Genomic DNA, 22,705 nt, shown 5'->3' on the forward strand with positions numbered 1-22,705 from the left:
GGAAACTGATCCCCATAATAAGCGAAGTTAGCGAGATGAATGCGAAAAAAACGCGGAGAAATTCATGAGTAGTAAAGAACAGAAAACGCCTGACGGGCAAGCCCCGGAAGAAATTATCACGGAACAGCACGAGAACGTTGAGGCGGTTGAGCCTGAGGTTTCTGCTGACCAGGTGGATCCGCGCGATGAAAAAATTGCGAATCTGGAAGCGCAGTTGGTTGAAGCCCAGACTCGTGAACGCGAAGGTGTCCTGCGCGTAAAAGCGGAAATGGAAAACCTGCGTCGTCGCACCGAGCTCGACGTGGAAAAGGCGCATAAATTCGCTCTGGAGAAGTTCGTAAACGAACTGCTGCCGGTGATCGATAGCCTGGACCGCGCGCTGGAAGTGGCCGATAAAGCCAACCCGGACATGGCTTCAATGGTTGAAGGTATTGAGCTGACGCTGAAGTCGATGCTGGACGTTGTCCATAAATTCGGCGTGGAAGTGATTGCCGATACCAACGTGCCGCTGGATCCTAACGTTCATCAGGCTATCGCGATGGTTGAGTCTGAAGACGTGGCGGCGGGCAACGTGCTGGGCGTAATGCAAAAAGGCTACACCCTGAACGGCCGTACTATTCGCGCAGCGATGGTGACCGTGGCGAAGGCGAAGTAATTCGCTTGAAAACGGCCGCCTGCCGGTGGCCGTTTTTTTACTCTCTGCTTATCTGCTTTGCCGCCAGTTCGGCAGCAAAAAACGGCGAACCGAGTTTCACCGCTCCATCGGGCGGGCGATTATTCCGCCGCGCTTTCACGAATAGGTTTCACCGGCATCACCTTCACCTGCTTAATCATATTGTCCTGAACGTCGAGAATATCGATGTCGTACTGCTCGATGCGCACGCGGGTGCCGGGAGCCGGGATCTCTTCCAGCGCTTCGAGAATAATGCCGTTAATCGTTCGGGCTTCGTCTTCCGGCAGATGCCAGTTAAACGCCTTATTGATTTCGCGAACGTTGGCGCTGCCGTCAATAATCACCGAGCCGTCGTTTAGCGGGGTCACTTCCTCCGCCAGGGTGGGCGACATCGAGGTGGTGAAGTCGCCGACAATCTCTTCCAGAATATCTTCAACCGTCACCAGGCCCTGGATATCGCCATACTCATCGACCACCAGTCCCACCTTCTTCTTATTGCGCTGGAACTTCACCAGCTGCGTGCTCAGCGGCGTGCCTTCCGGCACGAAGTAAATCTCGTCCGCGGCGCGGAGCATCACCTCTTTGGTGAACTCTTTTTTCTCGGTCATCAGGCGATAGGCTTCCCTGACGCGCAGCATGCTGATGGCATCATCCAGCGAACCGCGGTAGAGCACAATGCGGCCATGCGGCGAGTGGGTGAGCTGGCGGACGATGGATTTCCAGTCATCGTTAATATCGATACCGATGATCTCATTACGTGGAACCATAATATCGTCCACGCTGACCTTCTCGAGGTCCAGCACCGAGAGCAGCATGTCCTGATTGCGGCGGGAGATTTGCGTGCGCGATTCATTTACGATGGTGCGCAGCTCATCTTTGCTCAGCGCTCCGCTGATAATGATATCGGTTTTGATGCCCATCATTCGCATCAGAAGGCGGGTGATGGTGTTCAGCAGCCACACCAGCGGCATCATCAGCACCTGCAGCGGCGCCAGTAAGAAGCTGCTCGGGTAGGCGACTTTCTCCGGATACAGCGCGGCGATAGTTTTGGGTAGGACCTCGGCAAATACCAGCACCACGAAGGTCAGAACGCCGGTGGCGATCGCCACCCCGGCATCGCCGTACAGGCGCATACCCACGATAGTCCCCAGAGCAGAGGCGAGGATATTGACCAGGTTGTTGCCGATCAGCACCAGGCTGATTAGGCGATCGGGTTTGCGCAGCAGCTTTTCGACGCGCCTGGCCTGACGATTGCCCTGCTTCGCCATATGACGCAGACGGTAGCGGTTTAGCGTCATCATGCCGGTCTCAGAGCCGGAGAAATAGGCTGAAATGATCACCATGATAATCAAGGTCACGATTAGCGTGGTGGTAGAAATGTGTTCCAGGAGGGACTCCTTAAAGCCTGTCCCACCGGGCGATTACCGGCCCGATCCGGCAGAGCCCGGAACCTTCGCGTACTCAGAGTACGCGGCGGTTGCTCAGCGCTGCCGGCGTTCAGATGACCTGTCGTAATGCTGCCCGGTGTGGTTGCTCGTAGTCTGGATTTAGCTAATAAACTGCTGAAGGACGCGGCTGCCAAAATAAGCCAGCGTCAGTAGCCCTGCGCCGGTGACGTTAAACCAGACGACCCGGCGACCGCGCCAGCCTTCATGGTAGTGTCCCCATAGCAGAACGATATAAACGAACCACGCCACGATCGACAGCACGGCTTTATCAATATTTTCCGTACTAAACAGGTTGTGCATGTAGAACAGCCCGGTGCACAGCGTCAGCGTCAGCAGCACCACGCCGACCTGGGTGATATGAAACATTTTACGCTCAATGCTCATCAGCGGCGGCATTTCGTGACTAAAAGCCAGCTTTTTGTTTTTCAGCTGGTAGTCAATCCAGGCCAGCTGCAGGGCATACAGGGCGGCAATGATCAGCGTTGCGTAAGAGAAGAGCGACAGGCCAATGTGCACCAGCATGCCCGGGGTTGTTTCCAGGTGCGTGATGTATTCGTTTGGAACGAAGGTGGCGAAGGCCAGATTAATCAGCGCAAAAGCGTAGACGATGGGCAGCAGCAGCCAGCCTCGGTTGCGTGAGGCGACGATGGTCATCACCGTACAGATCATCAGGCTGACCAGCGAGCCGACGTTGAGTAAGCTGAGATTTTGCCCGCTACCGCCGCCGGGGAAAATGCGTGACTCCAGCGCAAAAGCATGACAAATCAACGCAATAGTTGCGGAAAGTATCGCCATCCGCCGCCAGCTGCTGTTCTTTTGCAGCAGGCCGGGGACGATCAGCGCCAGGCTGACGGAATAGGCGACAAGCGAGAGTAGAGCAAAAACAGGCATATGGGCGTCGACTGTTGACTAAACAAGAAAGAGAAGCAGTATAGCGTTACGCGACGTCTGCTCCAACCGTTGCATCACATCCCGGTACATGTCGTGTTATACTGCTGCAAATTTGTATTTGTGGTGTCGCTGCGGCGACCGACAGTTTCCACCTCAGGCGAGAGACAATGTTTGATAATTTAACCGATCGTTTGTCGCGTTCGCTGCGCAACATCAGCGGCCGCGGACGCCTTACCGAAGACAACATTAAAGAAACCCTGCGCGAAGTGCGCATGGCGCTGCTGGAGGCGGACGTTGCTCTGCCCGTCGTGCGTGATTTCATCAGCCGCGTAAAAGAGAGCGCGGTGGGTCATGAAGTTAACAAAAGCCTGACCCCGGGCCAGGAATTCGTCAAGATTGTGCGCAACGAGCTGGTTGCGGCGATGGGCGAAGAGAACCAGGCTCTGGATTTAGCCGCTCAGCCGCCGGCCGTTGTGCTGATGGCGGGCCTGCAGGGTGCGGGTAAAACCACCAGCGTCGCGAAGCTGGGTAAATTCCTGCGCGAGAAGCACAAGAAGAAGGTGCTGGTTGTCTCCGCGGACGTTTATCGCCCGGCGGCGATTAAACAGCTGGAAACGCTGGCCGAGCAGGTGAGCGTTGATTTCTTCCCGTCCGACGTCGGCCAGAAACCGATCGATATCGTTAATGCCGCGCTGAAAGAAGCGAAGCTGAAGTTTTACGACGTGCTGCTGGTGGATACCGCCGGCCGTCTGCACGTCGACGAAGCGATGATGGACGAAATCAAGCAGGTTCACGCTGCCCTTAACCCGGTAGAGACCCTGTTTGTCGTCGATGCGATGACCGGCCAGGATGCGGCGAACACGGCGAAAGCGTTTAACGAAGCGCTGCCGCTGACCGGCGTTGTGCTGACCAAAGTGGACGGCGACGCCCGCGGCGGCGCGGCGCTGTCGATTCGTCATATCACCGGTAAACCGATTAAATTCCTCGGCGTCGGCGAAAAAACCGAAGCCCTTGAGCCGTTCCACCCGGATCGTATTGCCTCCCGTATCCTCGGCATGGGCGACGTGCTGTCGCTGATCGAAGATATCGAGAGCAAGGTTGACCGCGCGCAGGCTGAAAAGCTGGCCTCCAAGCTGAAGAAGGGCGACGGCTTTGACCTCACCGACTTCCTCGAGCAGCTGCGCCAGATGAAGAATATGGGCGGCATGGCTAGCCTGATGGGCAAGCTGCCGGGCATGGGGCAGGTCCCGGACAACGTTAAGTCGCAGATGGACGATAAAGTGCTGGTGCGGATGGAAGCGATCATCAACTCGATGACGCTGAAAGAGCGCGCCAAGCCTGAGATCATCAAAGGTTCGCGCAAGCGCCGCATCGCCGCGGGCTGCGGGCTGCAGGTGCAGGACGTTAACCGTCTTCTCAAGCAGTTCGACGATATGCAGCGCATGATGAAGAAGATGAAGTCGAAAGGCGGCATGATGAAGATGATGCGCGGTATGAAAGGCATGATGCCGCCGGGCTTCCCCGGTCGTTAATACGCGTTATCATTCAAGCCGCAGATGCGTTGGCTGCGTTCGCTCACCCCGGTCACGTACTTGTGTACGCTCCCGGGGATTTACTCACTTGCCGCCTGCCTGCAACTCGAATTATTTAGCGTATTGCAGTTTTGAATTGATTTTTGCACAGAAATCAGTAAAATTTTCGGGCTTTTAATATGACACCCGGGCCCCGTTCCTCGATGGGGCCCGGGTGTTCTATTCACACAAGAGGATGTTATGGTAACTATTCGTTTAGCTCGTCACGGCGCTAAAAAGCGTCCGTTCTACCAGGTTGTTGTCACCGACAGCCGTAATGCACGCAACGGTCGCTTCATCGAGCGCGTTGGTTTCTTCAACCCGATCGCTTCCGCGAAAGAAGAAGAAACTCGTCTGGATCTGGATCGTATCGCTCACTGGGTTGGCCAGGGCGCTACCGTTTCCGATCGCGTAGCTACGCTGATCAAAGCAGCGAACAAAGCAGCTTAATCTGTCACGGTGGTCATGATGAGCAAGCAACACACCGCACAAGCACCTGTTGATCCGATCGTATTGGGCAAAATGGGTTCTTCCTACGGTATCCGTGGTTGGCTCAGAGTGTTTTCCTCCACCGAAGACGCCGAAAGCATTTTTGACTATCAGCCCTGGTTAATCCAGAAGGCGGGTCAGTGGCAGGCCGTTGAGCTGGAAAGCTGGCGCCACCACAATCAGGATATCGTCATCAAGCTGAAGGGCATTGACGATCGCGATGCTGCGAATCTGCTGACTAATTGCGAAATTATCGTGGATTCCTCGCAGCTGCCGAAGCTGGGAGAGGGCGACTATTACTGGAAAGACCTGATGGGCTGCCAGGTAGTCACCACTGAAGGCTATGGCCTGGGTAAAGTCATCGATATGATGGAAACCGGGTCAAATGACGTTCTCGTCATCAAAGCAAACCTGAAAGATGCGTTTGGCATCAAGGAGCGGCTGGTTCCGTTCCTCGATGGGCAGGTTATCAAGAAAGTCGATCTCGCTACTCGTACAATCGAAGTAGATTGGGATCCTGGTTTTTAAATTCTCCGGATAAACGGTAAAAGACGGCGCTATGTGGATTGGCATAATTAGCCTGTTTCCTGAAATGTTCCGCGCAATTACCGATTACGGGGTAACTGGCCGGGCAGTAAAAAATGGCCTGCTGAGCATCCAGAGCTGGAGTCCTCGTGACTTCGCGCATGACCGGCACCGTACCGTGGACGATCGTCCTTACGGCGGCGGACCGGGGATGTTAATGATGGTGCAACCCTTGCGGGACGCCATCCATACAGCAAAAGCCGCGGCAGGTGAAGGCGCTAAGGTGATATATCTGTCGCCTCAGGGACGCAAGCTTGATCAAGCGGGCGTCAGCGAACTGGCAACAAATCAGAAGCTGATTTTGGTGTGCGGTCGCTACGAAGGGATAGACGAGCGCGTAATTCAGACCGAAATTGATGAAGAATGGTCAATCGGCGATTACGTTCTCAGCGGTGGTGAGTTACCAGCAATGACGCTGATTGATTCCGTTTCCCGGTTCATTCCGGGGGTTCTGGGTCATGAAGCTTCGGCAACGGAAGATTCCTTTGCCGACGGTTTGCTGGACTGCCCACACTATACCCGCCCTGAAGTGTTAGAAGAGATGGAAGTACCGCCGGTATTGCTGTCGGGAAACCATGCTGAGATACGTCGCTGGCGTTTGAAACAGTCGCTGGGCCGTACCTGGCTTAGAAGACCTGAACTTTTGGAAAACCTGGCTCTGACTGAAGAGCAAGCAAAGTTGCTGGCGCAGTTCAAAACTGAACACGCAAAACAGCAGCATAAACATGATGGGATGGCGTAAGCCCCCGATATCAGTTTACCCAGGATAAGAGATTAAATTATGAGCAACATTATTAAGCAAATTGAACAAGAACAGATGAAGCAGGACGTACCTTCCTTCCGTCCGGGTGATACCGTGGAAGTGAAAGTATGGGTTGTTGAAGGTTCCAAAAAACGTCTGCAGGCATTCGAGGGCGTGGTTATCGCTATTCGTAACCGCGGTCTGCACTCTGCATTCACTGTTCGCAAAATTTCCAACGGCGAAGGCGTTGAGCGTGTCTTCCAGACTCACTCTCCGGTAGTTGACAGCATTGCTGTTAAACGTCGTGGTGCTGTACGTAAAGCTAAACTGTACTATCTGCGTGAGCGTACCGGTAAGTCTGCTCGTATCAAAGAGCGTCTTAACTAAGATTCGCTTTCGCGACATCCTGATAAAAAGGGCTGGCCTGATAGGCTGGCCCTTTTTTTATCTTTGTTTTAACTATCTTGATGTAAATCATTTACAATATCGCCCTCACGATGGAGGGGCGGTGGCCGGCAATATTTATCGACAGTCAGCACATCAACGGCGGGCCGCGTGGCTGGCGCTGTTTTCGATCCTGCTGATCGTCGTCGCGCCGCTGATCTCTATCTCATTGCAAAAAGATCCGATGGGCGCGATGCCCGGGATGCACCACGCGATGATGATGGCGGAAACGCCTCACGCCATGACGATGTCCCATTCTGCTCCACAGGCGTCTGCGCCTTCGCATCCTATGCCGGCTGACCACGCCGAGGCCTGCGGCTACTGCGTGCTGTTAGCCCACGTGCCGGGCCTGCTGCTGGCGCTGGCGCTGCTTATCACCTTCATCCTGCGTCGGCTGCGTATCTTTACGGCTCGCCCGGTGCAGAAGCATTGGCACTACTTCCCCTGGCTCTATCCCGATACCCGCGCGCCGCCGCGCCAGTCTGCTGTTTCCTGTTGATAAAAAAATAATGTGCGCACCGCGCAACGTTCTCTTTTTGCTTTCGGAAAGGAAAAGTATGACAACCTGCACCTCGCGCGCGGCATGGCTGAACCTGCTGCGACGTCTTCATTTTTATATTGGTCTGTTTATCGGGCCGTTTATCTTCGTGGCTGCGCTAACCGGTACGCTGTATGTCGCCACGCCGCAGCTGGAGAACTGGCTGTATCACGACGCGCTGAGCGCGACAGCCGGTGGGGAGAAGCAGCCGCTGAGCGCCCAAATAGCGGTCGCGGAGGGGCTGACTCAGGGGAGTCTTCGCCTGCAGGCGGTGCGACCGGCCATTGCCGACGGCGAGACGACGCGGGTGATGTTCGCCGACCCGCAGCTGGGAGAATCTGAATCCCGGGCGCTGTTTATCGATCCGGTGACCTTACGGGTTAAAGGCGATATGACGGTCTATGGCACCAGCGGTATTTTGCCCCTGCGCCAGTGGATTGATTACGCGCACAGGTCGCTGCTGGCAGGTAATATCGGCCGGCTGTATAGCGAGCTGGCGGCATCCTGGATGTGGGTTGCCGCGCTGGGGGGCATTGCGCTGTGGGCAATGACCCGGCCCCGTCGGCGTATCAATAACCGCCAGCAAAATACGCGCCGGCTGCATGCTTCTCTCGGCTGGGTGCTGCTGGCGGGAATGCTGCTGTTCTCCGCGACCGGCTTAACCTGGTCGCAGTGGGCCGGGGATAATGTCGATAAGATGCGCGCCGCTTTCGGCTGGCTGACGCCGCAGGTCAACGCCCGCCTGCATGCCACGCTGCCGATGGCTCATGATGCCCATGCTGAGCATCATATGGGGAATATGGCGATGCCCGAAACTATGCCGCCTCTGAAGGGCGAGCAGTTTGATCGGGTGCTGACGCTCGCGCGTAGCGCAGGTCTCGATGCCAGCAAGCTTGAGATTCGTCCACCGAAGGGGGCGGAGTTCGCCTGGACGGTGAACGAAATAGACCGAAGCTGGCCGACCCAGGTTGACGCGGTGGCGATTGATGGCGAACGGATGCAGGTTGTTGACCGTACGCGCTTTGCCGATTTCCCGCTGATGGCGAAACTCACCCGCTGGGGCGTCGATTTCCACATGGGGATCCTCTTTGGCCTGGCTAATCAGCTGCTGCTGATCGCCTTTGGCTCGGCGCTGTGCGTGATGATTGTCGTTGGGTATCGCTTATGGTGGATTCGCCGTCCGCCGAAGGCGGCGTTTAACCCGGCAAGTACGCTGGTGCAGGCATGGCTTAATCTGGCATGGCCAGCCCGTACGCTTACGCTGGTGGTTGCCGTCCTGCTGGGGCTGGGGCTGCCGCTGATGGGCGCCAGCCTGCTGCTGTGTATTGCCGTTGACTATCTGCGCTGGCGTGCGGCCACGGCCGTGACGCTCGCCAGTTCAGTAGACTAAGGGAACTAAGGCGTGCTGATAACAACCGTAACCCGGCGGTTTTCGGCACGTCCTTTTGCCGTATCGTTACTGACAATAGGATATTTTTTGCCCAGTCCGCGGGTCGTTAAATTGCCGCGCGGGATGCCGGCGCCTTCCGCCCAGGCGTCCGCGACGCTGTTTGCTCGTTTCAGCGACAGCATCTCGTTGTAGCCATCTTCGCCATAGTTATCCGTATGACCATCTAAACGACTGTGCATAATCCCGGTTGAGGCGAGGCGGGAAGCCATGCTGTGAATTTGCTGCCGGCTATCGGCGCGCAGGTGGTAGTCGTTTTTATCAAACAGGATGGAGTCAGATAGGCCGAGGGACCAGTCGCCGTTACTTTCCGTAAAGCCATAGGATTTCATCGCCGCAACCTGCTGCTGAGAGAATTTTCCTTGCGGAGCCTGACAGCCGGTGAGAAAAACCGCGACCAGCAGGGCGGGAGCAAAATATTTCCTGAGCATGATGATTCCTTTTATTTTTGTACTTGCTGCAAACGTTGATTTTTCATCCGATACATATTTTGATCGGCAAACTCTTGCAGATTTTCGGCAGAAGTATGCTCCCACGCCAGCGCGTAACCAATACTGAGCGACAGGGTAGCGGTATGGCCGTTGTGCAGATTGAACGGCTGGAGAAACTGTGCCGAGAGTAAAGCGCACTGCGCCTGGACTTCGGCCTCTGTGTGAACGTTGCGCAGCAGAATCGCAAATTCGTCGCCGCCTAGTCGCCACGCCTGATGCTCGGTGCCGGCAAACGTCATCAGCCGGCTGGCTACTTCGATTAAGACCTTATCGCCCGTCGCGTGCCCCCAGTTATCGTTGATGAGCTTGAAGTTGTCGCCATCAAGGAACAGGAGCGCGGAGCTACGGTGGGTAACGTCGTCGTTCATGAGTTTGTTGATGACGTTGCGAAACGCCGCGCGGTTGGCAAGCCCGGTCAGCGGATCGTGCAGAGAGCTGCGCAGGAGCTGGGCGTTTTTGGCCTGTAGCTGCCGCTGCCAGTCCTCCATCTCGCCGAGCAGGCTATTAAAGTCCTGGGCGAAAAGATGAAACTCTTCAATGTGCTCTTCGGGAACGCGACGCGAGAAGTGACGGTTTTCCCGGATATCGTGCACCACTTCGGTAATGCTCTGCAGCGCGGTGACGATGCCGCGGTGCAGAGAGTGGGTCAGCAGCAGGGCGATAAAGGACGCCAGCAGGATGCTGCTGGTCAGGACGATAATCGAAATGCCGAGGAAGTGGCTTATCAACCGGTCCAGCGCCGTCAGGCGAAGCTCGCCGATAATTTTCCCTTCATGCCAGATGGGCTGCGTGGTCGGCAGTGGGAAAAGCCACCTGCTGATAAGGCCGCTGAGTTTTTCCTGGCTTACCAGATCGTGGTTATGCCAGAGGGCAAAATGCTTTTTCTGGCTATCAAGCACCAGCGCTTCGGAAAACTGTCCCTGCTTCCCCAGCGTCGCCAGCGTATCTTCTGCCGCCGCGCTATCGCCAAACACCAGCGCTGCTTCAAGGCTGCGGCTCATCGTCGCGGCAGTCAGCTCCAGATTCTTCTGCGCGTATTGTTTCAGCGTGAATACGGAGGCGGTGCTGAGCAGCAGCCAGACCAAAGTCATCGATATGATTACGCTTATCATGCTGATACGGCGTAACGCTCTTTTGAAGGTGGGGCGCGGGCCCTGAGGATAATCCTTATTCATGTGCGTTTTTCCGGGCAAGCATCAGTACATCTGGATTGACCCGCACACCGCTGTGCGTCAGGACATCAAGATTAACGGAGAATTTGACCCTGTCGTCATTGATGATCAGGCAAAAAGCACTGCCAATAGCGCAATCGGTATTCTGTTCCGCAATAAGTAATAGGGGCCTTGGCCGGTATTTAGAGGTGAATTCGGACTGCTGTAACGGCGATTCGCTGCCAAAATAAAAACCATCACAAACCGTATTCAACGCTTCTTCTGTACTGTGAACAACCACCGGCTGGTAGGGTAAAGCCTCAGGCGATTGCTGGGTCAGGCTGTGGGTATAGCGTGACGTAGAGAAAATACACAGTCTGGGCGGGGCGGATAGTTCTGGCCAGCGGGTATACGTCACGATCCCCGAAACAATGGCTCGCACATTTGTCGACTGCCCGGCGGCAAAAGCGGGATAGCTCACGATGAATAACAAAGAAATCAAAAAAAGACGGTGCAACTGTTTCATTAACGGATCCGTCTGGTTCGTCATAGTACGTGAATTGCAGTGCGCTGATGCCTGGCCGAAGGATAGCATTGTTGGTGAAAACCGTCATTAGCCGTCGCCCGTGCAATGCGTTAATTTTGGCCAGGATTTTTCGTAAAGAAAAGGCGGCCCGGCGGATAAGTTTTTGGCGGCTAATGTGGGTGGTGTTAAGTTAACTTTACGGTTATTGATGGATAAAAGGCCATTTATTTTGCCGGTGTAACGTAAAATTTACGGAATATGGATTGAAATCTTTACTTTGTGTGGTATCGTTACGTCCTCCTCAGTGAGGAAAACACTATCGCAAACGAGCTACACAGGATCGCAATCATGCAAAAAGACGCGCTGAATAACGTACATATTACCGATGAACAGGTTTTACTGACCCCGGACCAGCTGAAAGCTGAGTTTCCTCTGAATATCGAGCAGGAAGCGCAAATCGCGCAGTCTCGCCAGACAATTTCTGAGATCATTGCCGGCCGCGATCCGCGTCTGCTGGTCGTCTGCGGTCCTTGCTCAATTCACGATCCGGAAGCGGCAATTGAGTACGCTCATCGTTTTAAAGCACTTGCCGCTGAGGTCAGCGATAGCCTCTACCTGGTAATGCGCGTCTATTTTGAAAAACCCCGTACCACCGTCGGTTGGAAAGGGCTGATTAACGATCCGCACATGGATGGCTCGTTTGATGTTGAAGGCGGTCTGAAGATTGCGCGTCGACTGCTGGTTGAGCTGGTAAATATGGGGCTGCCGCTGGCGACCGAAGCGCTGGACCCAAACAGCCCGCAGTACCTTGGCGATCTGTTCAGCTGGTCCGCGATCGGCGCACGTACCACCGAATCCCAGACGCACCGCGAAATGGCATCCGGCCTGTCGATGCCGGTCGGCTTTAAAAATGGTACCGACGGTAGCCTGGCGACGGCGATTAACGCCATGCGTGCCGCAGCGATGCCGCACCGCTTTGTTGGGATTAACCAGGCGGGTCAGGTCTGCCTGCTGCAAACCCAGGGCAACCCGGATGGTCACGTCATTCTGCGCGGCGGTAAAGCGCCAAACTACGGCCCGGAAGATGTTGAGCAATGCGAAAAAGAGATGACTCAGGCGGGACTGAAACCGTCGCTGATGGTAGATTGCAGTCATGGTAATTCCAATAAAGACTACCGCCGTCAGCCAGCGGTGGCAGAATCCGTCGTCGCGCAGATCAAGGATGGCAACCGTTCCATTATTGGTCTGATGATTGAGAGTAATATCCACGAAGGTAACCAGTCCTCTGAGCAGCCGCGTTGTGATATGAAATACGGCGTATCCGTCACCGATGCTTGCATCAGCTGGGAAACCACCGATGCGTTGCTCCGCGAACTTGATAAGGATCTGCGCGGCCATCTGGCGGCTCGTCTGGCGTAAGAGGATTGTATGGTTGCTGAACTGACCGCGTTGCGCGATCAAATTGATGAAGTTGATAAGGCGCTGCTGGGCCTGCTGGCCAGGCGCCTGGAGCTGGTGGCGGAAGTTGGCGAGGTCAAGAGCAAATACGGCCTGCCTATTTACGTCCCGGAACGGGAGTCGGCGATGCTGGCCTCCCGTCGCGAAGAGGCGGCCGTGCTTGGCGTGCCGCCGGATCTGATTGAAGACGTGCTGCGCCGAGTGATGCGCGAGTCCTATTCCAGCGAAAACGACAAAGGCTTTAAAACGCTCTGCCCGAACCTGCGCCCGGTGGTGATTGTCGGCGGCGGCGGGCAGATGGGGCGCCTGTTCGAGAAAATGCTGACGCTTTCTGGCTACCAGGTACGTATTCTGGAGAAAGAAGACTGGCCGCGGGCGACGGAGATTGTCGCCGACGCCGGGATGGTGATCGTCAGCGTACCCATTCACGCAACGGTTGAAACGATTGCCCGGCTTCCTTCGCTGCCGGCAGACTGCATTTTGGTTGACCTGGCGTCAGTTAAAGCGGAACCGCTGCAGGCGATGCTGGCGGCGCATAATGGCCCGGTGCTGGGCCTGCATCCGATGTTCGGCCCGGACAGCGGCAGCCTCGCTAAGCAGGTGGTAGTCTACTGCGACGGCCGTCAGCCGGAAGCCTATCAGTGGTTCCTTGAGCAAATTCAGGTTTGGGGCGCTCGTCTGCATCGTATCAGCGCCGTCGAGCACGATCAGAATATGGCGTTTATTCAGGCTCTGCGCCACTTTGCGACCTTTGCCTACGGTCTGCACCTGGCGGAGGAGAACGTTCGCCTGGAGCAGCTGCTGGCGCTGTCATCACCGATCTACCGGCTTGAGCTGGCGATGGTGGGTCGGCTGTTTGCCCAGGATCCGCAGCTTTACGCCGACATTATTATGTCGTCGGAGAGTAACCTGGCGCTGATTAAGCGCTACTACCAGCGTTTTGGTGAGGCGATTGGCCTGCTGGAGCAGGGGGATAAACAGGCGTTTATCGACAGCTTCCGCAAAGTTGAGCACTGGTTTGGCGATTATGCCCAGCGCTTCCAGAGCGAAAGCCGTACGCTGCTCCGCCAGGCGAATGATAATCGGCAGTAGCTGAAAACCGTATATAATCAAAGCCAGAGGGGCAACCCGCTGGCTTTTTTTATAGGGATGAAAACGATGGCTGAACCGCAACCGCTGTTTGATTACGCCGGACACCTGCCGGAATGCCCGACCTGGAACGACGCTGAGCAAGCCTTGTACTGGGCCGATATTATGGAGTGCGAAATTCACCGCTACGACGTCCGCAGCGGGGAGCATCAGGTCCTGCAATTTCCTGAAGAGGTCGGCTGCTTTGCTCTGCGCGAGAAGGGCGGCTTTATCGTGGCGCTGCGTAGCGCTATCTGGTTAACCGATGCGCACGGCCTGCTGCGGCGCAAAATCTGCGATAACCCAAGCAACCCGCAGCTGGCTCGTTTTAATGACGGCGGGACGGATCGCGACGGACGCTTTTACGCCGGAACCTTCTGGGCGCCGGGAGATTATAACGGTGCGCTGCTGGTGCGTATCGATAGCGATCTTACCCCGCGGGTCATCCAGTGCGATATCCACGGCGCTAACGGCCTGGCCTTTAGCGAGGATCGGCGCTGGATGTATACCTCGGATACGCCGAACGCCGTTATCTACCGTACGCCGCTGGATAATCAGGGCGAGCCGGGCACGCGCGAGGTTTTCCGTCGCTTTCAGCCGGGGGAAGGCATTCCTGACGGCGCGGCTATCGATGTGGAAGGGTGCTACTGGAGCGCGATGTTTGACGGCTGGCGTATAGCGCGCTTCTCGCCAACCGGTGAACAGCTGGCCGAGTATCGTCTGCCGGTACGCTGCCCGACGATGGTCTGTTTTGGCGGTGCGGATATGCGTACGCTGTTTATCACCACTACCCGGGAAAATATGGCTGCGGATGAAGTTGAGAAATACCCGCTCTCCGGGGCTATCTTCACCCTGCCGGTTGCGGTGGCAGGGATGAAGAAGCGGGCCTTTATCGAGCGTTAGATTGGCTCAACGGGAACCACGTTTTCGCCAGGATAGCAGCCCAGAACTTTCATTGACCGGGTGATCTCCGCCAGCTCCTTGAGCGCCTTGCGCATGGGGATTGATTCCAGGTTCGCCTGGATATCCAGATAAAACATCTCTTCCCACGGATTGCCGTAGATTGGGCGTGACTCCAGCTTGGTCATGATCAGGTTGTGGTTGCGCAGTACCAGCAGCGCTTCGACCAGCGCACCCGCCTGCTGGCCGGTCGCAATGAGCAGGGTGGTTTTTGCCGGAACCTGATCGGAAACATTCACCGCTTTGCGCGCCAGTACCAGGAAGCGGGTGATATTTTGCGTTTGGTTTGCCTCGCAGTGTTCAAGCACCTGCAGTCCGTACAGCGCACCGCCGGCTTCGCTGCCCAGTGCCGCGATGGTTGGCGATTTGGCCTGCGCGACTTTCTCCATCGCCGCCGAGGTACTTTCGGTATATTCGATTTTCCAGTGCGGGTAGCGGCTTAGATACTGGCTACACTGCTGGAACGGCTGCGGATGGCTGTAGACGGTGGTAATTTGCTGCGGATCGGTAGAGGCGGCAACCAGAACGCAGTGATCGATAGGGATCGTTAGTTCGCCAACGATCGACAGACTGGTGTGCTGCAGCAGATCGTAGACGTCGTTGATCCCGCCAGAGCTGGTATTTTCGATTGGCACTACCGCGTAGTCAGCCTGACCGGTCTCAACCTGGTTGAAGATATCGGCAAACCTGGCGCAGCCGCTTTCGATGAACTGTTCAAAATGGCGGGCCGCGTATTGTCGTGCGGCAAGGTGAGAGTATGACCCTTTTGGCCCCAGAAAAGCCACGCGTGCTGAATGTGGGTTGATCTTATTCAGATGCTGCTGCAGCAGGGTTTGCTGGGTGAGAACGGAATCCTCGATGATCAGCTGGAACAGCCGGGTGATGTAGTGCGCATCCAGATGGTGGGCTTTACCCAGCGTCATCAGGCGGTCCAGCAGGTCACGCTCACGGTCGATATCGCGTACCGGGCGATGCGACGCCAGCTTTGCCTTCCCGACTTCGACAGCCAGCCCACGGCGTTCTGCCAGCAGCGCGAGCAGCTTTTCATCCAGGGCGCTTATCTTATCGCGCAGGGCCAGTAATGGGTTTTCCTCGGTCATATGTGTTGCCTTTCTTGTTATTGGTGTAGATACCCTAAATCGTTCGAGCTACCGACGGCGCGCGTGCAACCTGAAAAATAGCGGGCATAAATAAAAAAGGCCTCCCTGTGGGAGGCCTTGTAGTTCGTCTTCGCATTCTTTATCACACGACGAATTGCCTCCCGGTTAGGGGAAGGTAAAAAAGAATGCGAAGAAGAACGGCAGTAGTTTCAAGATAAATTCCTTTAATCGGCTGGGATTACAGTACCCGGACTGTTTTCATCCTGTCAATAAAAAACGCGCCCGAAGGCGCGTGGCGTTACACAATATTAAGTTAAGGACAGTAAAGTTCAGGATTACTCTTCTTCTTCCACAAAGCCTGCCTCTTTCACCGATGTTGCGGCGCGGCGGGCTTCCCCTTTGTGTTGCACTTTGTTCAGCTGCCGTTCCAGCTTGTTGATTAATTCGTTGATCGCGGCGTACATATCTTCACTTCTCGCGCTGGCAACCAGATGACCATTTGGCGTATTGATGGTTGCGTCAGCGACAAAACCTTGCGGCTCCTTGGAGAGAATGATGTGCGGGTTGATTAAGTGGGTTTGCCATTTATCCAATTTGGCGAGACGGTCTGCGACATGCTGGCGAATAGCCGGAGTAATTTCCATTTGTTTACTGGTAATGTTCATTGTCATAAATTTTACCTCTTGTCTTTCCCGTCTTGGTGAACTCAGCATACCTCGCCCAATGTCAAAATGCGTGATCTAAATCACATTTTAATGTCACTTTTTGTCAACAAATGCAATTTGTGAGGCAGGGCAGGAACGGGGGAGATTTTACTTGTCGAACCGCAGAAAGAGAGTCATATTTGATGGGATGACCTGACGCTAAAACGCTTCAGCTTATAAGTCAGATGAATAAAAAAACGGCAGCCCTGGGGCTGCCGTTTTGCTTACATCAAAAGCGATCAGGTATTTTTACTGTTAGCCGCGATAATTTTGGCCACCTTATCTGCCTGCGCATTCATTTGCATCTGGCGATAGGCGTTTTCCATTTTCGGCAATGCATCGCGGGTAGCCTGCGCATCAGGATAGCTGCGCAGCATGCCATCAACGCGGTTTACGACGGCAACCCACGCGCCGCGGTCGGTATAGTAATCAACCACCGACAGTTCGTACTTCGCCAGACGATCCTTCAGGAACACCATACGTTTGTAGGCGTCGGTCGAATACTGGCTGTTCGGATAGCCGCGCACCAGCTTCGAGAAGTCATTGAAGGCATCGCGTGCGTGCTGGGGGTCGCGATCGGAGCGATCGACACCGAAGAATCCTTGCAGCGCACTATCATCCAGAGCCATATTTGTCAGACCACGCATATAAATGACGTAATCAATGTTAGGATGGGTCGGGTTCAGACGAACAAAGCGGTCGATGGCCGCCTGAGCTAACGGCAGATCGGCATTTTTGTAGTACGCATAAATCAGGTCCAGCTGTACCTGTTGGGAATAAGGGCCGAACGGATAGCGATTATCCAACGCTTCCAGTTGCGTTATCGCCTGTTTCCAGTTACCGTCCTGCAGTTTTTGCTGGGCAGTCGCGTAGATTTCATTCGGCGGATTATCAGGCACCTCTTCCTTTGAGCCGGAGCAACCCACCAAAGCCAGGCTCAGTGTGGCAGCTGCCACCAGGTATTTCATGCGCGTCATGACGTTTTGACTTCCTCAAAATGTTTATGCGGGAGAATCTCTGTTCCTGCTCCCGATTAAGACCAGCTACAATAGCACACTATATTATACGGCAAAGCCGTAAAACCCAACGTTAAACGAAGAAGCTGTATATGGCACAACGAGTACAACTCACCGCAACGGTGTCCGAAAATCAACTCGGGCAACGCTTAGATCAGGCTTTGGCCGAAATGTTCCCGGATTATTCGCGTTCGCGCATAAAAGAATGGATCCTTGACCAGCGAGTGCTGGTAAACGGCACTGTCAGCGACAAGCCGAAAGAAAAAGTTTTAGGGGGAGAAAGCGTCTCTATCGATGTTGAAATCGAAGAAGATGTGCGCTTCGAACCGCAGGATATTCCGCTCAATATCGTCTACGAGGATGACGACATCCTCGTGATCAATAAACCGCGCGGCCTGGTCGTCCATCCAGGAGCGGGCAATCCTGACGGTACTGTGCTGAATGCGCTGCTGCACTACTATCCGGCGATTGCCGATGTTCCGCGTGCGGGCATTGTCCACCGACTGGATAAGGACACCACCGGCCTGATGGTTGTGGCGAAAACTATCCCGGCGCAAACGCGTCTGGTGGAATCACTGCAGCTGCGCGAAATTACCCGCGAATACGAAGCGGTAGCGATTGGTCACATGACGTCTGGCGGTACGGTAGAAGAACCGATTAGTCGTCACCCGACCAAGCGTACGCATATGGCGGTGCACCCGATGGGTAAACCGGCGGTAACGCATTACCGCATTATGGAGCATTTCCGTATTCATACGCGCCTGCGCCTGCGTCTGGAAACCGGTCGTACTCACCAGATCCGCGTACACATGGCGCATATCACCCATCCGCTGGTCGGCGATCAGGTATACGGCGGCCGTCCACGTCCGCCGAAAGGGGCGTCAGAGGAGTTCATTACCGCACTGCGCCAGTTCGATCGTCAGGCTCTGCACGCCACCATGCTGCGTCTGTATCACCCGGTTAGCGGTATTGAGATGGAATGGCATGCGCCGATCCCTCAGGATATGGTTGAGCTGATCGATGCCATGCGCGCCGATTATGAAGAGCATAAGGATCGTATTGACTGGCTATGACTAAACTGATTGTACCGCAGTGGCCAATGCCGGAAAGCGTGGCGGCCTGTAGCTCCACGCGCGTTGGCGGCGTGAGCCTGCCTCCGTATGGCTCGCTCAATCTGGGCGCCCATTGCGGAGACAATCTGCCGGACGTTGAGGAAAACCGCCGGCGGATGTTTGCCGCAGGCGGGCTCCCCGCGTATCCGGTGTGGCTCGAACAGGTTCACGGTACTGCGGTGCTGAAACTCGACGGCGGGCCGTATGCGTCAAAACGCGCGGATGCGTCATACTGTAATACGCCGGGCACCGTTTGCGCCGTGATGACCGCTGACTGCCTGCCGGTGCTTTTTTGCAACCGTGCCGGCACTGAAGTGGCGGCGGCTCACGCTGGCTGGCGCGGATTATGCGACGGCGTGCTGGAGGAAACGGTCGCCTGCTTCGCCGATAAACCGGAGAATATCCTGGCGTGGCTCGGGCCGGCTATCGGTCCCGAGGCTTTTGAAGTCGGTGCGGAAGTTCGTGAAGCCTTTATGAGCAAAGACGCAAAGGCCGACAGCGCTTTTCGTCCGGCTGGTGAGAAATACTTTGCCGATATCTATCAGCTGGCTCGTCAGCGCCTGGCCAACGTCGGCGTGGCGCAAATCTTCGGCGGCGATCGCTGCACGCTAAGCGAAAAGGATGATTTTTTCTCTTATCGCCGTGATAAGACGACGGGTCGTATGGCTAGTTTTATCTGGCTGATATAACCTGGTGTATCAAGACGGTCCGGAAGGCAGACTTATTTTTCGCATAGTTCAGGTCTTTAACCTTGAATAATTGAGGGATGACCTCATTTAATCTCCAGTAGCAAATTTGACCTGTTATGGGAGGAGTTATGCGTCTGGACCGTCTTACCAATAAATTCCAGCTTGCTCTTGCCGATGCCCAGTCGCTCGCGTTAGGGCACGACAACCAATTCATCGAACCTCTTCATCTAATGAGCGCCTTGCTTAATCAGGAAGGGGGATCGGTACGTCCTTTATTAACTTCTGCGGGTATTAACGCCGGCGAGTTAAGCACCAGTATTACTCAGGCCTTGAGCCGTTTACCGCAGGTGGAAGGCACCGGCGGCGACGTGCAGCCATCCCAGGATTTGGTGCGTATTCTGAACCTTTGCGACAAGCTGGCGCAAAAGCGGAAGGACAACTTTATTTCGTCGGAACTGTTCGTTCTGGCGGCGCTTGAATCACGCGGTACGCTAACCGATCTTTTGAAATCCGCCGGTGCAACAACCGCCAATGTGACTCAGGCGATTGAACAAATGCGTGGAGGTGAAAGCGTGAACGATCAGGGTGCCGAAGACCAACGTCAGGCATTGAAAAAATTTACAGTCGATCTGACCGAGCGTGCTGAACAGGGCAAGCTGGATCCGGTCATTGGTCGTGATGAAGAGATTCGCCGTACTATTCAGGTACTGCAGCGGCGAACTAAAAATAACCCGGTGCTTATCGGTGAGCCTGGTGTCGGTAAAACGGCCATTGTTGAAGGTCTGGCGCAGCGTATCGTCAATGGCGAAGTGCCGGAAGGGCTAAAAGGCCGCCGGGTACTGGCGCTGGATATGGGCGCGCTGGTGGCTGGAGCCAAGTATCGTGGCGAGTTTGAAGAGCGTCTGAAAGGCGTGCTGAACGATCTCTCGAAGCAGGAAGGCAACGTCATTCTGTTTATCGATGAGCTGCACACTATGGTCGGGGCGGGGAAAGCGGACGGCGCGATGGATGCAGGCAATATGCTGAAGCCCGCGCTGGCGCGCGGTGAACTGCACTGCGTCGGCGCGACCACTCTTGATGAGTATCGGCAATATATTGAAAAAGATGCAGCCCTGGAGCGGCGTTTCCAGAAAGTCTTCGTGGCCGAACCTTCGGTGGAAGACACCATTGCGATTCTGCGCGGCTTAAAAGAGCGCTATGAGCTGCATCACCATGTGCAGATCACCGATCCGGCTATCGTCGCGGCCGCAACCTTGTCGCATCGCTACATTGCCGACCGACAGCTGCCGGACAAAGCGATTGACCTGATTGATGAAGCCGCTTCAAGTATTCGTATGCAGATTGACTCGAAGCCGGAAGAACTCGACCGACTCGACAGACGTATTATTCAGCTCAAGCTGGAGCAGCAGGCGCTGAAGAAAGAAGCCGACGAGGCAAGCCTGAAGCGTCTGGATATGCTGAATGAAGAGCTGGCGGATAAAGAACGTCAGTATTCCGTATTAGAAGAAGAGTGGAAGGCGGAAAAAGCGTCGCTCTCCGGAACCCAGACGATTAAAGCTGAGCTGGAACAGGCAAAAATTGCCATCGAGCAGGCGCGACGCGTCGGCGACCTGGCCCGGATGTCTGAACTGCAGTACGGCAAAATCCCGGAGCTGGAAAAACAGCTGGCAGCGGCTACGCAGTCTGAAGGTAAAACGATGCGTCTGTTGCGTAATAAAGTGACGGATGCGGAAATTGCGGAAGTGCTGGCGCGCTGGACCGGTATTCCGGTAGCGCGAATGATGGAAGGCGAGCGTGAAAAACTGCTGCGTATGGAGCAGGAGCTGCATAGCCGGGTGATTGGTCAGAACGAGGCGGTTGAAGCGGTATCGAACGCGATTCGCCGTAGCCGTGCCGGCTTGTCCGACCCTAACCGTCCTATCGGTTCGTTCCTGTTCCTTGGGCCGACCGGTGTCGGTAAAACCGAGCTGTGTAAAACGCTGGCGAATTTTATGTTCGATAGCGATGACGCGATGGTGCGTATCGATATGTCCGAGTTTATGGAGAAACACTCCGTCTCGCGGCTGGTGGGTGCGCCTCCGGGATACGTCGGTTATGAAGAGGGCGGCTATCTGACGGAAGCCGTGCGCCGTCGTCCTTATTCGGTAATTTTGCTGGATGAAGTCGAAAAAGCGCATCCTGATGTGTTCAACATTCTGCTGCAGGTGCTGGATGACGGGCGTTTGACGGACGGGCAGGGGAGAACGGTCGATTTCCGTAATACGGTCGTCATTATGACCTCTAACCTTGGATCCGACCTGATTCAGGAACGGTTTGGTGAGCTGGATTATAGTCATATGAAAGATGTGATTATGGGCGTTGTCAGCCAAAGCTTCCGTCCGGAATTCATCAACCGTATAGATGAGGTCGTGGTATTCCACCCGCTGGGTGAAAAACACATTGCCTCTATTGCTCAGATCCAGCTGCAGCGTCTGTACAAACGTCTGGAAGAGCGCGGCTATGAAGTGCGCATGTCAGATGAGGCGCTGAAGCTGCTGAGTGCGAACGGTTACGATCCGGTGTATGGCGCGCGGCCGTTAAAACGAGCCATCCAGCAGCAGATCGAAAACCCGCTGGCGCAGCAAATCCTTTCCGGTGAACTTATTCCCGGTAAAGAAGTGCAGCTGGTGGTGAAAGATGATCGGATAGTGGCAGTGCAGTAAATCACAAAACGACAAAAACGGGCCCAATGGGCTCGTTTTTGTTTAAAAACCAGGCAAGAATTAAAGTCTGAACGTGGTTTTGTGTGAAAAGTAATCGAACGCATCATTTTTTTGAATTTATACTTGTCACCTCAGAATTACCGCCTATAATGCGCCTCCACTGACACGGAACAACGGCCAGCACGCCGCCGGGTCAGCAGGCTTCAGCGCTGAATATCAGCCGCGAAAGCCGACGGAGAAAAGCAAAATAAACGCTTGACTCTGAATGAGGAAAACGTAATATACGGGACCTCGCGACAGAGCGCTAAAGCGCGTCGCAGCTGCTCTTTAACAATTTATCAGACAATCTGTGTGGGCACTCAAAGTGACATGGATTCTTAACGTCCTCGGACGAAAAATGAATACCAAGTCTCTGAGTGAACATACGTAATTCATTACGAAGTTTAATTCATGAGCATCAAACTTAAATTGAAGAGTTTGATCATGGCTCAGATTGAACGCTGGCGGCAGGCCTAACACATGCAAGTCGAACGGTAGCACAGAGAGCTTGCTCTCGGGTGACGAGTGGCGGACGGGTGAGTAATGTCTGGGAAACTGCCTGATGGAGGGGGATAACTACTGGAAACGGTAGCTAATACCGCATAACGTCGCGAGACCAAAGTGGGGGACCTTCGGGCCTCATGCCATCAGATGTGCCCAGATGGGATTAGCTTGTAGGTGAGGTAACGGCTCACCTAGGCGACGATCCCTAGCTGGTCTGAGAGGATGACCAGCCACACTGGAACTGAGACACGGTCCAGACTCCTACGGGAGGCAGCAGTGGGGAATATTGCACAATGG

General features: G+C 54.9%; 23 protein-coding genes, 1 rRNA gene and 1 other annotated feature. Of the genes, 15 read left to right on the top strand and 9 right to left on the bottom strand.

The features are described 5' to 3' along the window. Nucleotides 1–64: 64 nt before the first annotated feature. On the top strand, nucleotides 65–655 hold the full coding sequence (grpE, locus tag QFI97_RS07655) for a nucleotide exchange factor GrpE (protein ID WP_095105679.1): 591 nt from the start codon (nucleotides 65–67) through the stop codon (nucleotides 653–655). A 119-nt stretch (nucleotides 656–774) separates the two neighbouring features. Here grpE and QFI97_RS07660 read toward each other — a convergent pair whose 3' ends face one another. Together QFI97_RS07660 and QFI97_RS07665 are read right to left on the bottom strand one after the other, a co-directional pair. Then, nucleotides 775–2,061: an HlyC/CorC family transporter gene (locus QFI97_RS07660; RefSeq protein ID WP_346430867.1), complete on the bottom strand. Its 1,287-nt coding sequence runs from the start codon at nucleotides 2,059–2,061 to the stop codon at nucleotides 775–777. A 159-nt stretch (nucleotides 2,062–2,220) separates the two neighbouring features. Further along, nucleotides 2,221–3,012 (bottom strand): cytochrome C assembly family protein, encoded by a 792-nt coding sequence (locus tag QFI97_RS07665; RefSeq protein ID WP_095105675.1) that lies wholly within the window; start codon nucleotides 3,010–3,012, stop codon nucleotides 2,221–2,223. Nucleotides 3,013–3,179: 167 nt separating this feature from the next. Here QFI97_RS07665 and ffh point away from each other — a divergent pair, with 167 nt between their 5' ends. The 7 genes from ffh to QFI97_RS07700 all read left to right on the top strand — a co-directional run bounded on the left by ffh (nucleotide 3,180) and on the right by QFI97_RS07700 (nucleotide 8,771). Continuing rightward, complete coding sequence (gene ffh, locus QFI97_RS07670; RefSeq protein WP_346430846.1) at nucleotides 3,180–4,544, top strand: signal recognition particle protein; 1,365 nt, start codon at nucleotides 3,180–3,182, stop codon at nucleotides 4,542–4,544. Nucleotides 4,545–4,784: 240 nt separating this feature from the next. Then, nucleotides 4,785–5,033 (top strand): 30S ribosomal protein S16, encoded by a 249-nt coding sequence (gene rpsP, locus QFI97_RS07675; protein ID WP_041146791.1) that lies wholly within the window; start codon nucleotides 4,785–4,787, stop codon nucleotides 5,031–5,033. An 18-nt stretch (nucleotides 5,034–5,051) separates the two neighbouring features. Next, nucleotides 5,052–5,600: a ribosome maturation factor RimM gene (gene rimM, locus QFI97_RS07680; RefSeq protein WP_095105670.1), complete on the top strand. Its 549-nt coding sequence runs from the start codon at nucleotides 5,052–5,054 to the stop codon at nucleotides 5,598–5,600. Between the two features lie 31 nt (nucleotides 5,601–5,631). Then, nucleotides 5,632–6,399: a tRNA (guanosine(37)-N1)-methyltransferase TrmD gene (gene trmD, locus QFI97_RS07685; protein WP_095105668.1), complete on the top strand. Its 768-nt coding sequence runs from the start codon at nucleotides 5,632–5,634 to the stop codon at nucleotides 6,397–6,399. A gap of 39 nt (nucleotides 6,400–6,438) precedes the next feature. Then, the gene (rplS, locus tag QFI97_RS07690; protein ID WP_006178051.1) at nucleotides 6,439–6,786 is read left to right on the top strand and encodes a 50S ribosomal protein L19; all 348 of its coding nucleotides are present in this window, start codon (nucleotides 6,439–6,441) and stop codon (nucleotides 6,784–6,786) included. Between the two features lie 121 nt (nucleotides 6,787–6,907). Then, nucleotides 6,908–7,342: a DUF2946 domain-containing protein gene (locus QFI97_RS07695; RefSeq protein WP_346430847.1), complete on the top strand. Its 435-nt coding sequence runs from the start codon at nucleotides 6,908–6,910 to the stop codon at nucleotides 7,340–7,342. Nucleotides 7,343–7,400: 58 nt separating this feature from the next. Next, nucleotides 7,401–8,771 carry a PepSY-associated TM helix domain-containing protein gene (locus QFI97_RS07700; RefSeq protein ID WP_346430848.1) on the top strand — a complete coding sequence of 457 codons (1,371 nt, stop codon included), beginning with the start codon at nucleotides 7,401–7,403 and terminating at the stop codon, nucleotides 8,769–8,771. A 5-nt stretch (nucleotides 8,772–8,776) separates the two neighbouring features. On the opposite strand, the gene QFI97_RS07705 is transcribed toward QFI97_RS07700, so the two are convergent. From QFI97_RS07705 to yfiR, 3 genes are read right to left on the bottom strand one after another with little or no spacing between them, the layout of a single operon-like run. Then, nucleotides 8,777–9,259, bottom strand: coding sequence for an OmpA family protein (locus QFI97_RS07705; protein ID WP_346430849.1), 483 nt, complete (start codon nucleotides 9,257–9,259; stop codon nucleotides 8,777–8,779). An 11-nt stretch (nucleotides 9,260–9,270) separates the two neighbouring features. Next, a complete protein-coding gene (dgcN, locus tag QFI97_RS07710) occupies nucleotides 9,271–10,494 on the bottom strand; it encodes a diguanylate cyclase DgcN/YfiN (protein WP_095105660.1) in 1,224 nt (407 codons plus the stop codon). Then, nucleotides 10,487–10,996: a regulatory sequestration protein YfiR gene (gene yfiR / locus QFI97_RS07715; protein WP_095105687.1), complete on the bottom strand. Its 510-nt coding sequence runs from the start codon at nucleotides 10,994–10,996 to the stop codon at nucleotides 10,487–10,489. Before yfiR ends, dgcN begins: the two co-directional genes overlap by 8 nt. 348 nt (nucleotides 10,997–11,344) lie before the next feature. On the opposite strand from yfiR, the gene aroF reads away from it, so the two are divergent. The 3 genes from aroF (at nucleotide 11,345) to QFI97_RS07730 (ending at nucleotide 14,485) form a co-directional block, all read left to right on the top strand. Beyond that, the gene (gene aroF / locus QFI97_RS07720; RefSeq protein ID WP_095105658.1) at nucleotides 11,345–12,415 is read left to right on the top strand and encodes a 3-deoxy-7-phosphoheptulonate synthase AroF; all 1,071 of its coding nucleotides are present in this window, start codon (nucleotides 11,345–11,347) and stop codon (nucleotides 12,413–12,415) included. 9 nt (nucleotides 12,416–12,424) lie between these two features. Beyond that, on the top strand, nucleotides 12,425–13,546 hold the full coding sequence (gene tyrA / locus QFI97_RS07725; RefSeq protein ID WP_346430850.1) for a bifunctional chorismate mutase/prephenate dehydrogenase: 1,122 nt from the start codon (nucleotides 12,425–12,427) through the stop codon (nucleotides 13,544–13,546). Between the two features lie 66 nt (nucleotides 13,547–13,612). Further along, complete coding sequence (locus QFI97_RS07730) at nucleotides 13,613–14,485, top strand: SMP-30/gluconolactonase/LRE family protein (RefSeq protein ID WP_095105686.1); 873 nt, start codon at nucleotides 13,613–13,615, stop codon at nucleotides 14,483–14,485. Here the strand turns inward: QFI97_RS07730 and pheA are convergent. The 4 genes from pheA to bamD form a co-directional block, all read right to left on the bottom strand. After that, nucleotides 14,482–15,642: a bifunctional chorismate mutase/prephenate dehydratase gene (pheA, locus tag QFI97_RS07735; RefSeq protein ID WP_095105654.1), complete on the bottom strand. Its 1,161-nt coding sequence runs from the start codon at nucleotides 15,640–15,642 to the stop codon at nucleotides 14,482–14,484. The two genes, QFI97_RS07730 and pheA, sit on opposite strands and share 4 nt — an antisense overlap. Nucleotides 15,643–15,732: 90 nt before the next feature. After that, nucleotides 15,733–15,856: a sequence feature (Phe leader region), on the bottom strand. Next, nucleotides 15,808–15,855, bottom strand: a complete 48-nt coding sequence (pheL, locus tag QFI97_RS07740) for a pheA operon leader peptide PheL (RefSeq protein ID WP_121497579.1) — start codon at nucleotides 15,853–15,855, stop codon at nucleotides 15,808–15,810. Its footprint overlaps the feature before it by 48 nt. Nucleotides 15,857–15,977: 121 nt before the next feature. Beyond that, entirely contained in the window at nucleotides 15,978–16,313 is a 336-nt protein-coding gene (raiA, locus tag QFI97_RS07745; RefSeq protein ID WP_045855684.1) for a ribosome-associated translation inhibitor RaiA, read from the bottom strand. A 272-nt stretch (nucleotides 16,314–16,585) separates the two neighbouring features. Beyond that, a complete protein-coding gene (gene bamD, locus QFI97_RS07750; RefSeq protein WP_095105652.1) occupies nucleotides 16,586–17,323 on the bottom strand; it encodes an outer membrane protein assembly factor BamD in 738 nt (245 codons plus the stop codon). A 131-nt stretch (nucleotides 17,324–17,454) separates the two neighbouring features. On the opposite strand from bamD, the gene rluD reads away from it, so the two are divergent. The 4 genes from rluD to QFI97_RS07770 all read left to right on the top strand — a co-directional run. Then, nucleotides 17,455–18,435, top strand: a complete 981-nt coding sequence (gene rluD / locus QFI97_RS07755; protein ID WP_095105650.1) for a 23S rRNA pseudouridine(1911/1915/1917) synthase RluD — start codon at nucleotides 17,455–17,457, stop codon at nucleotides 18,433–18,435. Continuing rightward, on the top strand, nucleotides 18,432–19,163 hold the full coding sequence (gene yfiH, locus QFI97_RS07760; RefSeq protein ID WP_346430851.1) for a purine nucleoside phosphorylase YfiH: 732 nt from the start codon (nucleotides 18,432–18,434) through the stop codon (nucleotides 19,161–19,163). The genes rluD and yfiH overlap by 4 nt, the downstream gene beginning before the upstream one ends. A 128-nt stretch (nucleotides 19,164–19,291) precedes the next feature. Further along, nucleotides 19,292–21,865, top strand: a complete 2,574-nt coding sequence (gene clpB, locus QFI97_RS07765; protein ID WP_095105646.1) for an ATP-dependent chaperone ClpB — start codon at nucleotides 19,292–19,294, stop codon at nucleotides 21,863–21,865. A 465-nt stretch (nucleotides 21,866–22,330) separates the two neighbouring features. Further along, nucleotides 22,331–22,705, top strand: a 16S ribosomal RNA gene (locus tag QFI97_RS07770); the annotation flags it as partial.

It is taken from the genome of Klebsiella scottii, from assembly GCF_036561945.1.
Lineage (GTDB): Bacteria > Pseudomonadota > Gammaproteobacteria > Enterobacterales > Enterobacteriaceae > Klebsiella > Klebsiella scottii.

Bases quoted from the DNA above. Each gene is read 5' to 3' on its own strand.
- QFI97_RS07705 (WP_346430849.1), bottom strand. From the start codon at position 9,259: ATGCTCAGGAAATATTTTGCTCCCGCCCTGCTGGTCGCGGTTTTTCTC.
- QFI97_RS07700 (WP_346430848.1), top strand. From the start codon at position 7,401: ATGACAACCTGCACCTCGCGCGCGGCATGGCTGAACCTGCTGCGACGT.
- rluD (WP_095105650.1), top strand. From the start codon at position 17,455: ATGGCACAACGAGTACAACTCACCGCAACGGTGTCCGAAAATCAACTC.
- clpB (WP_095105646.1), top strand. From the start codon at position 19,292: ATGCGTCTGGACCGTCTTACCAATAAATTCCAGCTTGCTCTTGCCGAT.
- bamD (WP_095105652.1), bottom strand. From the start codon at position 17,323: ATGACGCGCATGAAATACCTGGTGGCAGCTGCCACACTGAGCCTGGCT.
- trmD (WP_095105668.1), top strand. From the start codon at position 5,632: ATGTGGATTGGCATAATTAGCCTGTTTCCTGAAATGTTCCGCGCAATT.
- grpE (WP_095105679.1), top strand. From the start codon at position 65: ATGAGTAGTAAAGAACAGAAAACGCCTGACGGGCAAGCCCCGGAAGAA.
- rpsP (WP_041146791.1), top strand. From the start codon at position 4,785: ATGGTAACTATTCGTTTAGCTCGTCACGGCGCTAAAAAGCGTCCGTTC.
- QFI97_RS07665 (WP_095105675.1), bottom strand. From the start codon at position 3,012: ATGCCTGTTTTTGCTCTACTCTCGCTTGTCGCCTATTCCGTCAGCCTG.
- yfiR (WP_095105687.1), bottom strand. From the start codon at position 10,996: ATGAAACAGTTGCACCGTCTTTTTTTGATTTCTTTGTTATTCATCGTG.
- dgcN (WP_095105660.1), bottom strand. From the start codon at position 10,494: ATGAATAAGGATTATCCTCAGGGCCCGCGCCCCACCTTCAAAAGAGCG.
- raiA (WP_045855684.1), bottom strand. From the start codon at position 16,313: ATGACAATGAACATTACCAGTAAACAAATGGAAATTACTCCGGCTATT.
- rplS (WP_006178051.1), top strand. From the start codon at position 6,439: ATGAGCAACATTATTAAGCAAATTGAACAAGAACAGATGAAGCAGGAC.
- rimM (WP_095105670.1), top strand. From the start codon at position 5,052: ATGAGCAAGCAACACACCGCACAAGCACCTGTTGATCCGATCGTATTG.
- QFI97_RS07730 (WP_095105686.1), top strand. From the start codon at position 13,613: ATGGCTGAACCGCAACCGCTGTTTGATTACGCCGGACACCTGCCGGAA.
- ffh (WP_346430846.1), top strand. From the start codon at position 3,180: ATGTTTGATAATTTAACCGATCGTTTGTCGCGTTCGCTGCGCAACATC.
- tyrA (WP_346430850.1), top strand. From the start codon at position 12,425: ATGGTTGCTGAACTGACCGCGTTGCGCGATCAAATTGATGAAGTTGAT.
- aroF (WP_095105658.1), top strand. From the start codon at position 11,345: ATGCAAAAAGACGCGCTGAATAACGTACATATTACCGATGAACAGGTT.
- yfiH (WP_346430851.1), top strand. From the start codon at position 18,432: ATGACTAAACTGATTGTACCGCAGTGGCCAATGCCGGAAAGCGTGGCG.
- pheA (WP_095105654.1), bottom strand. From the start codon at position 15,642: ATGACCGAGGAAAACCCATTACTGGCCCTGCGCGATAAGATAAGCGCC.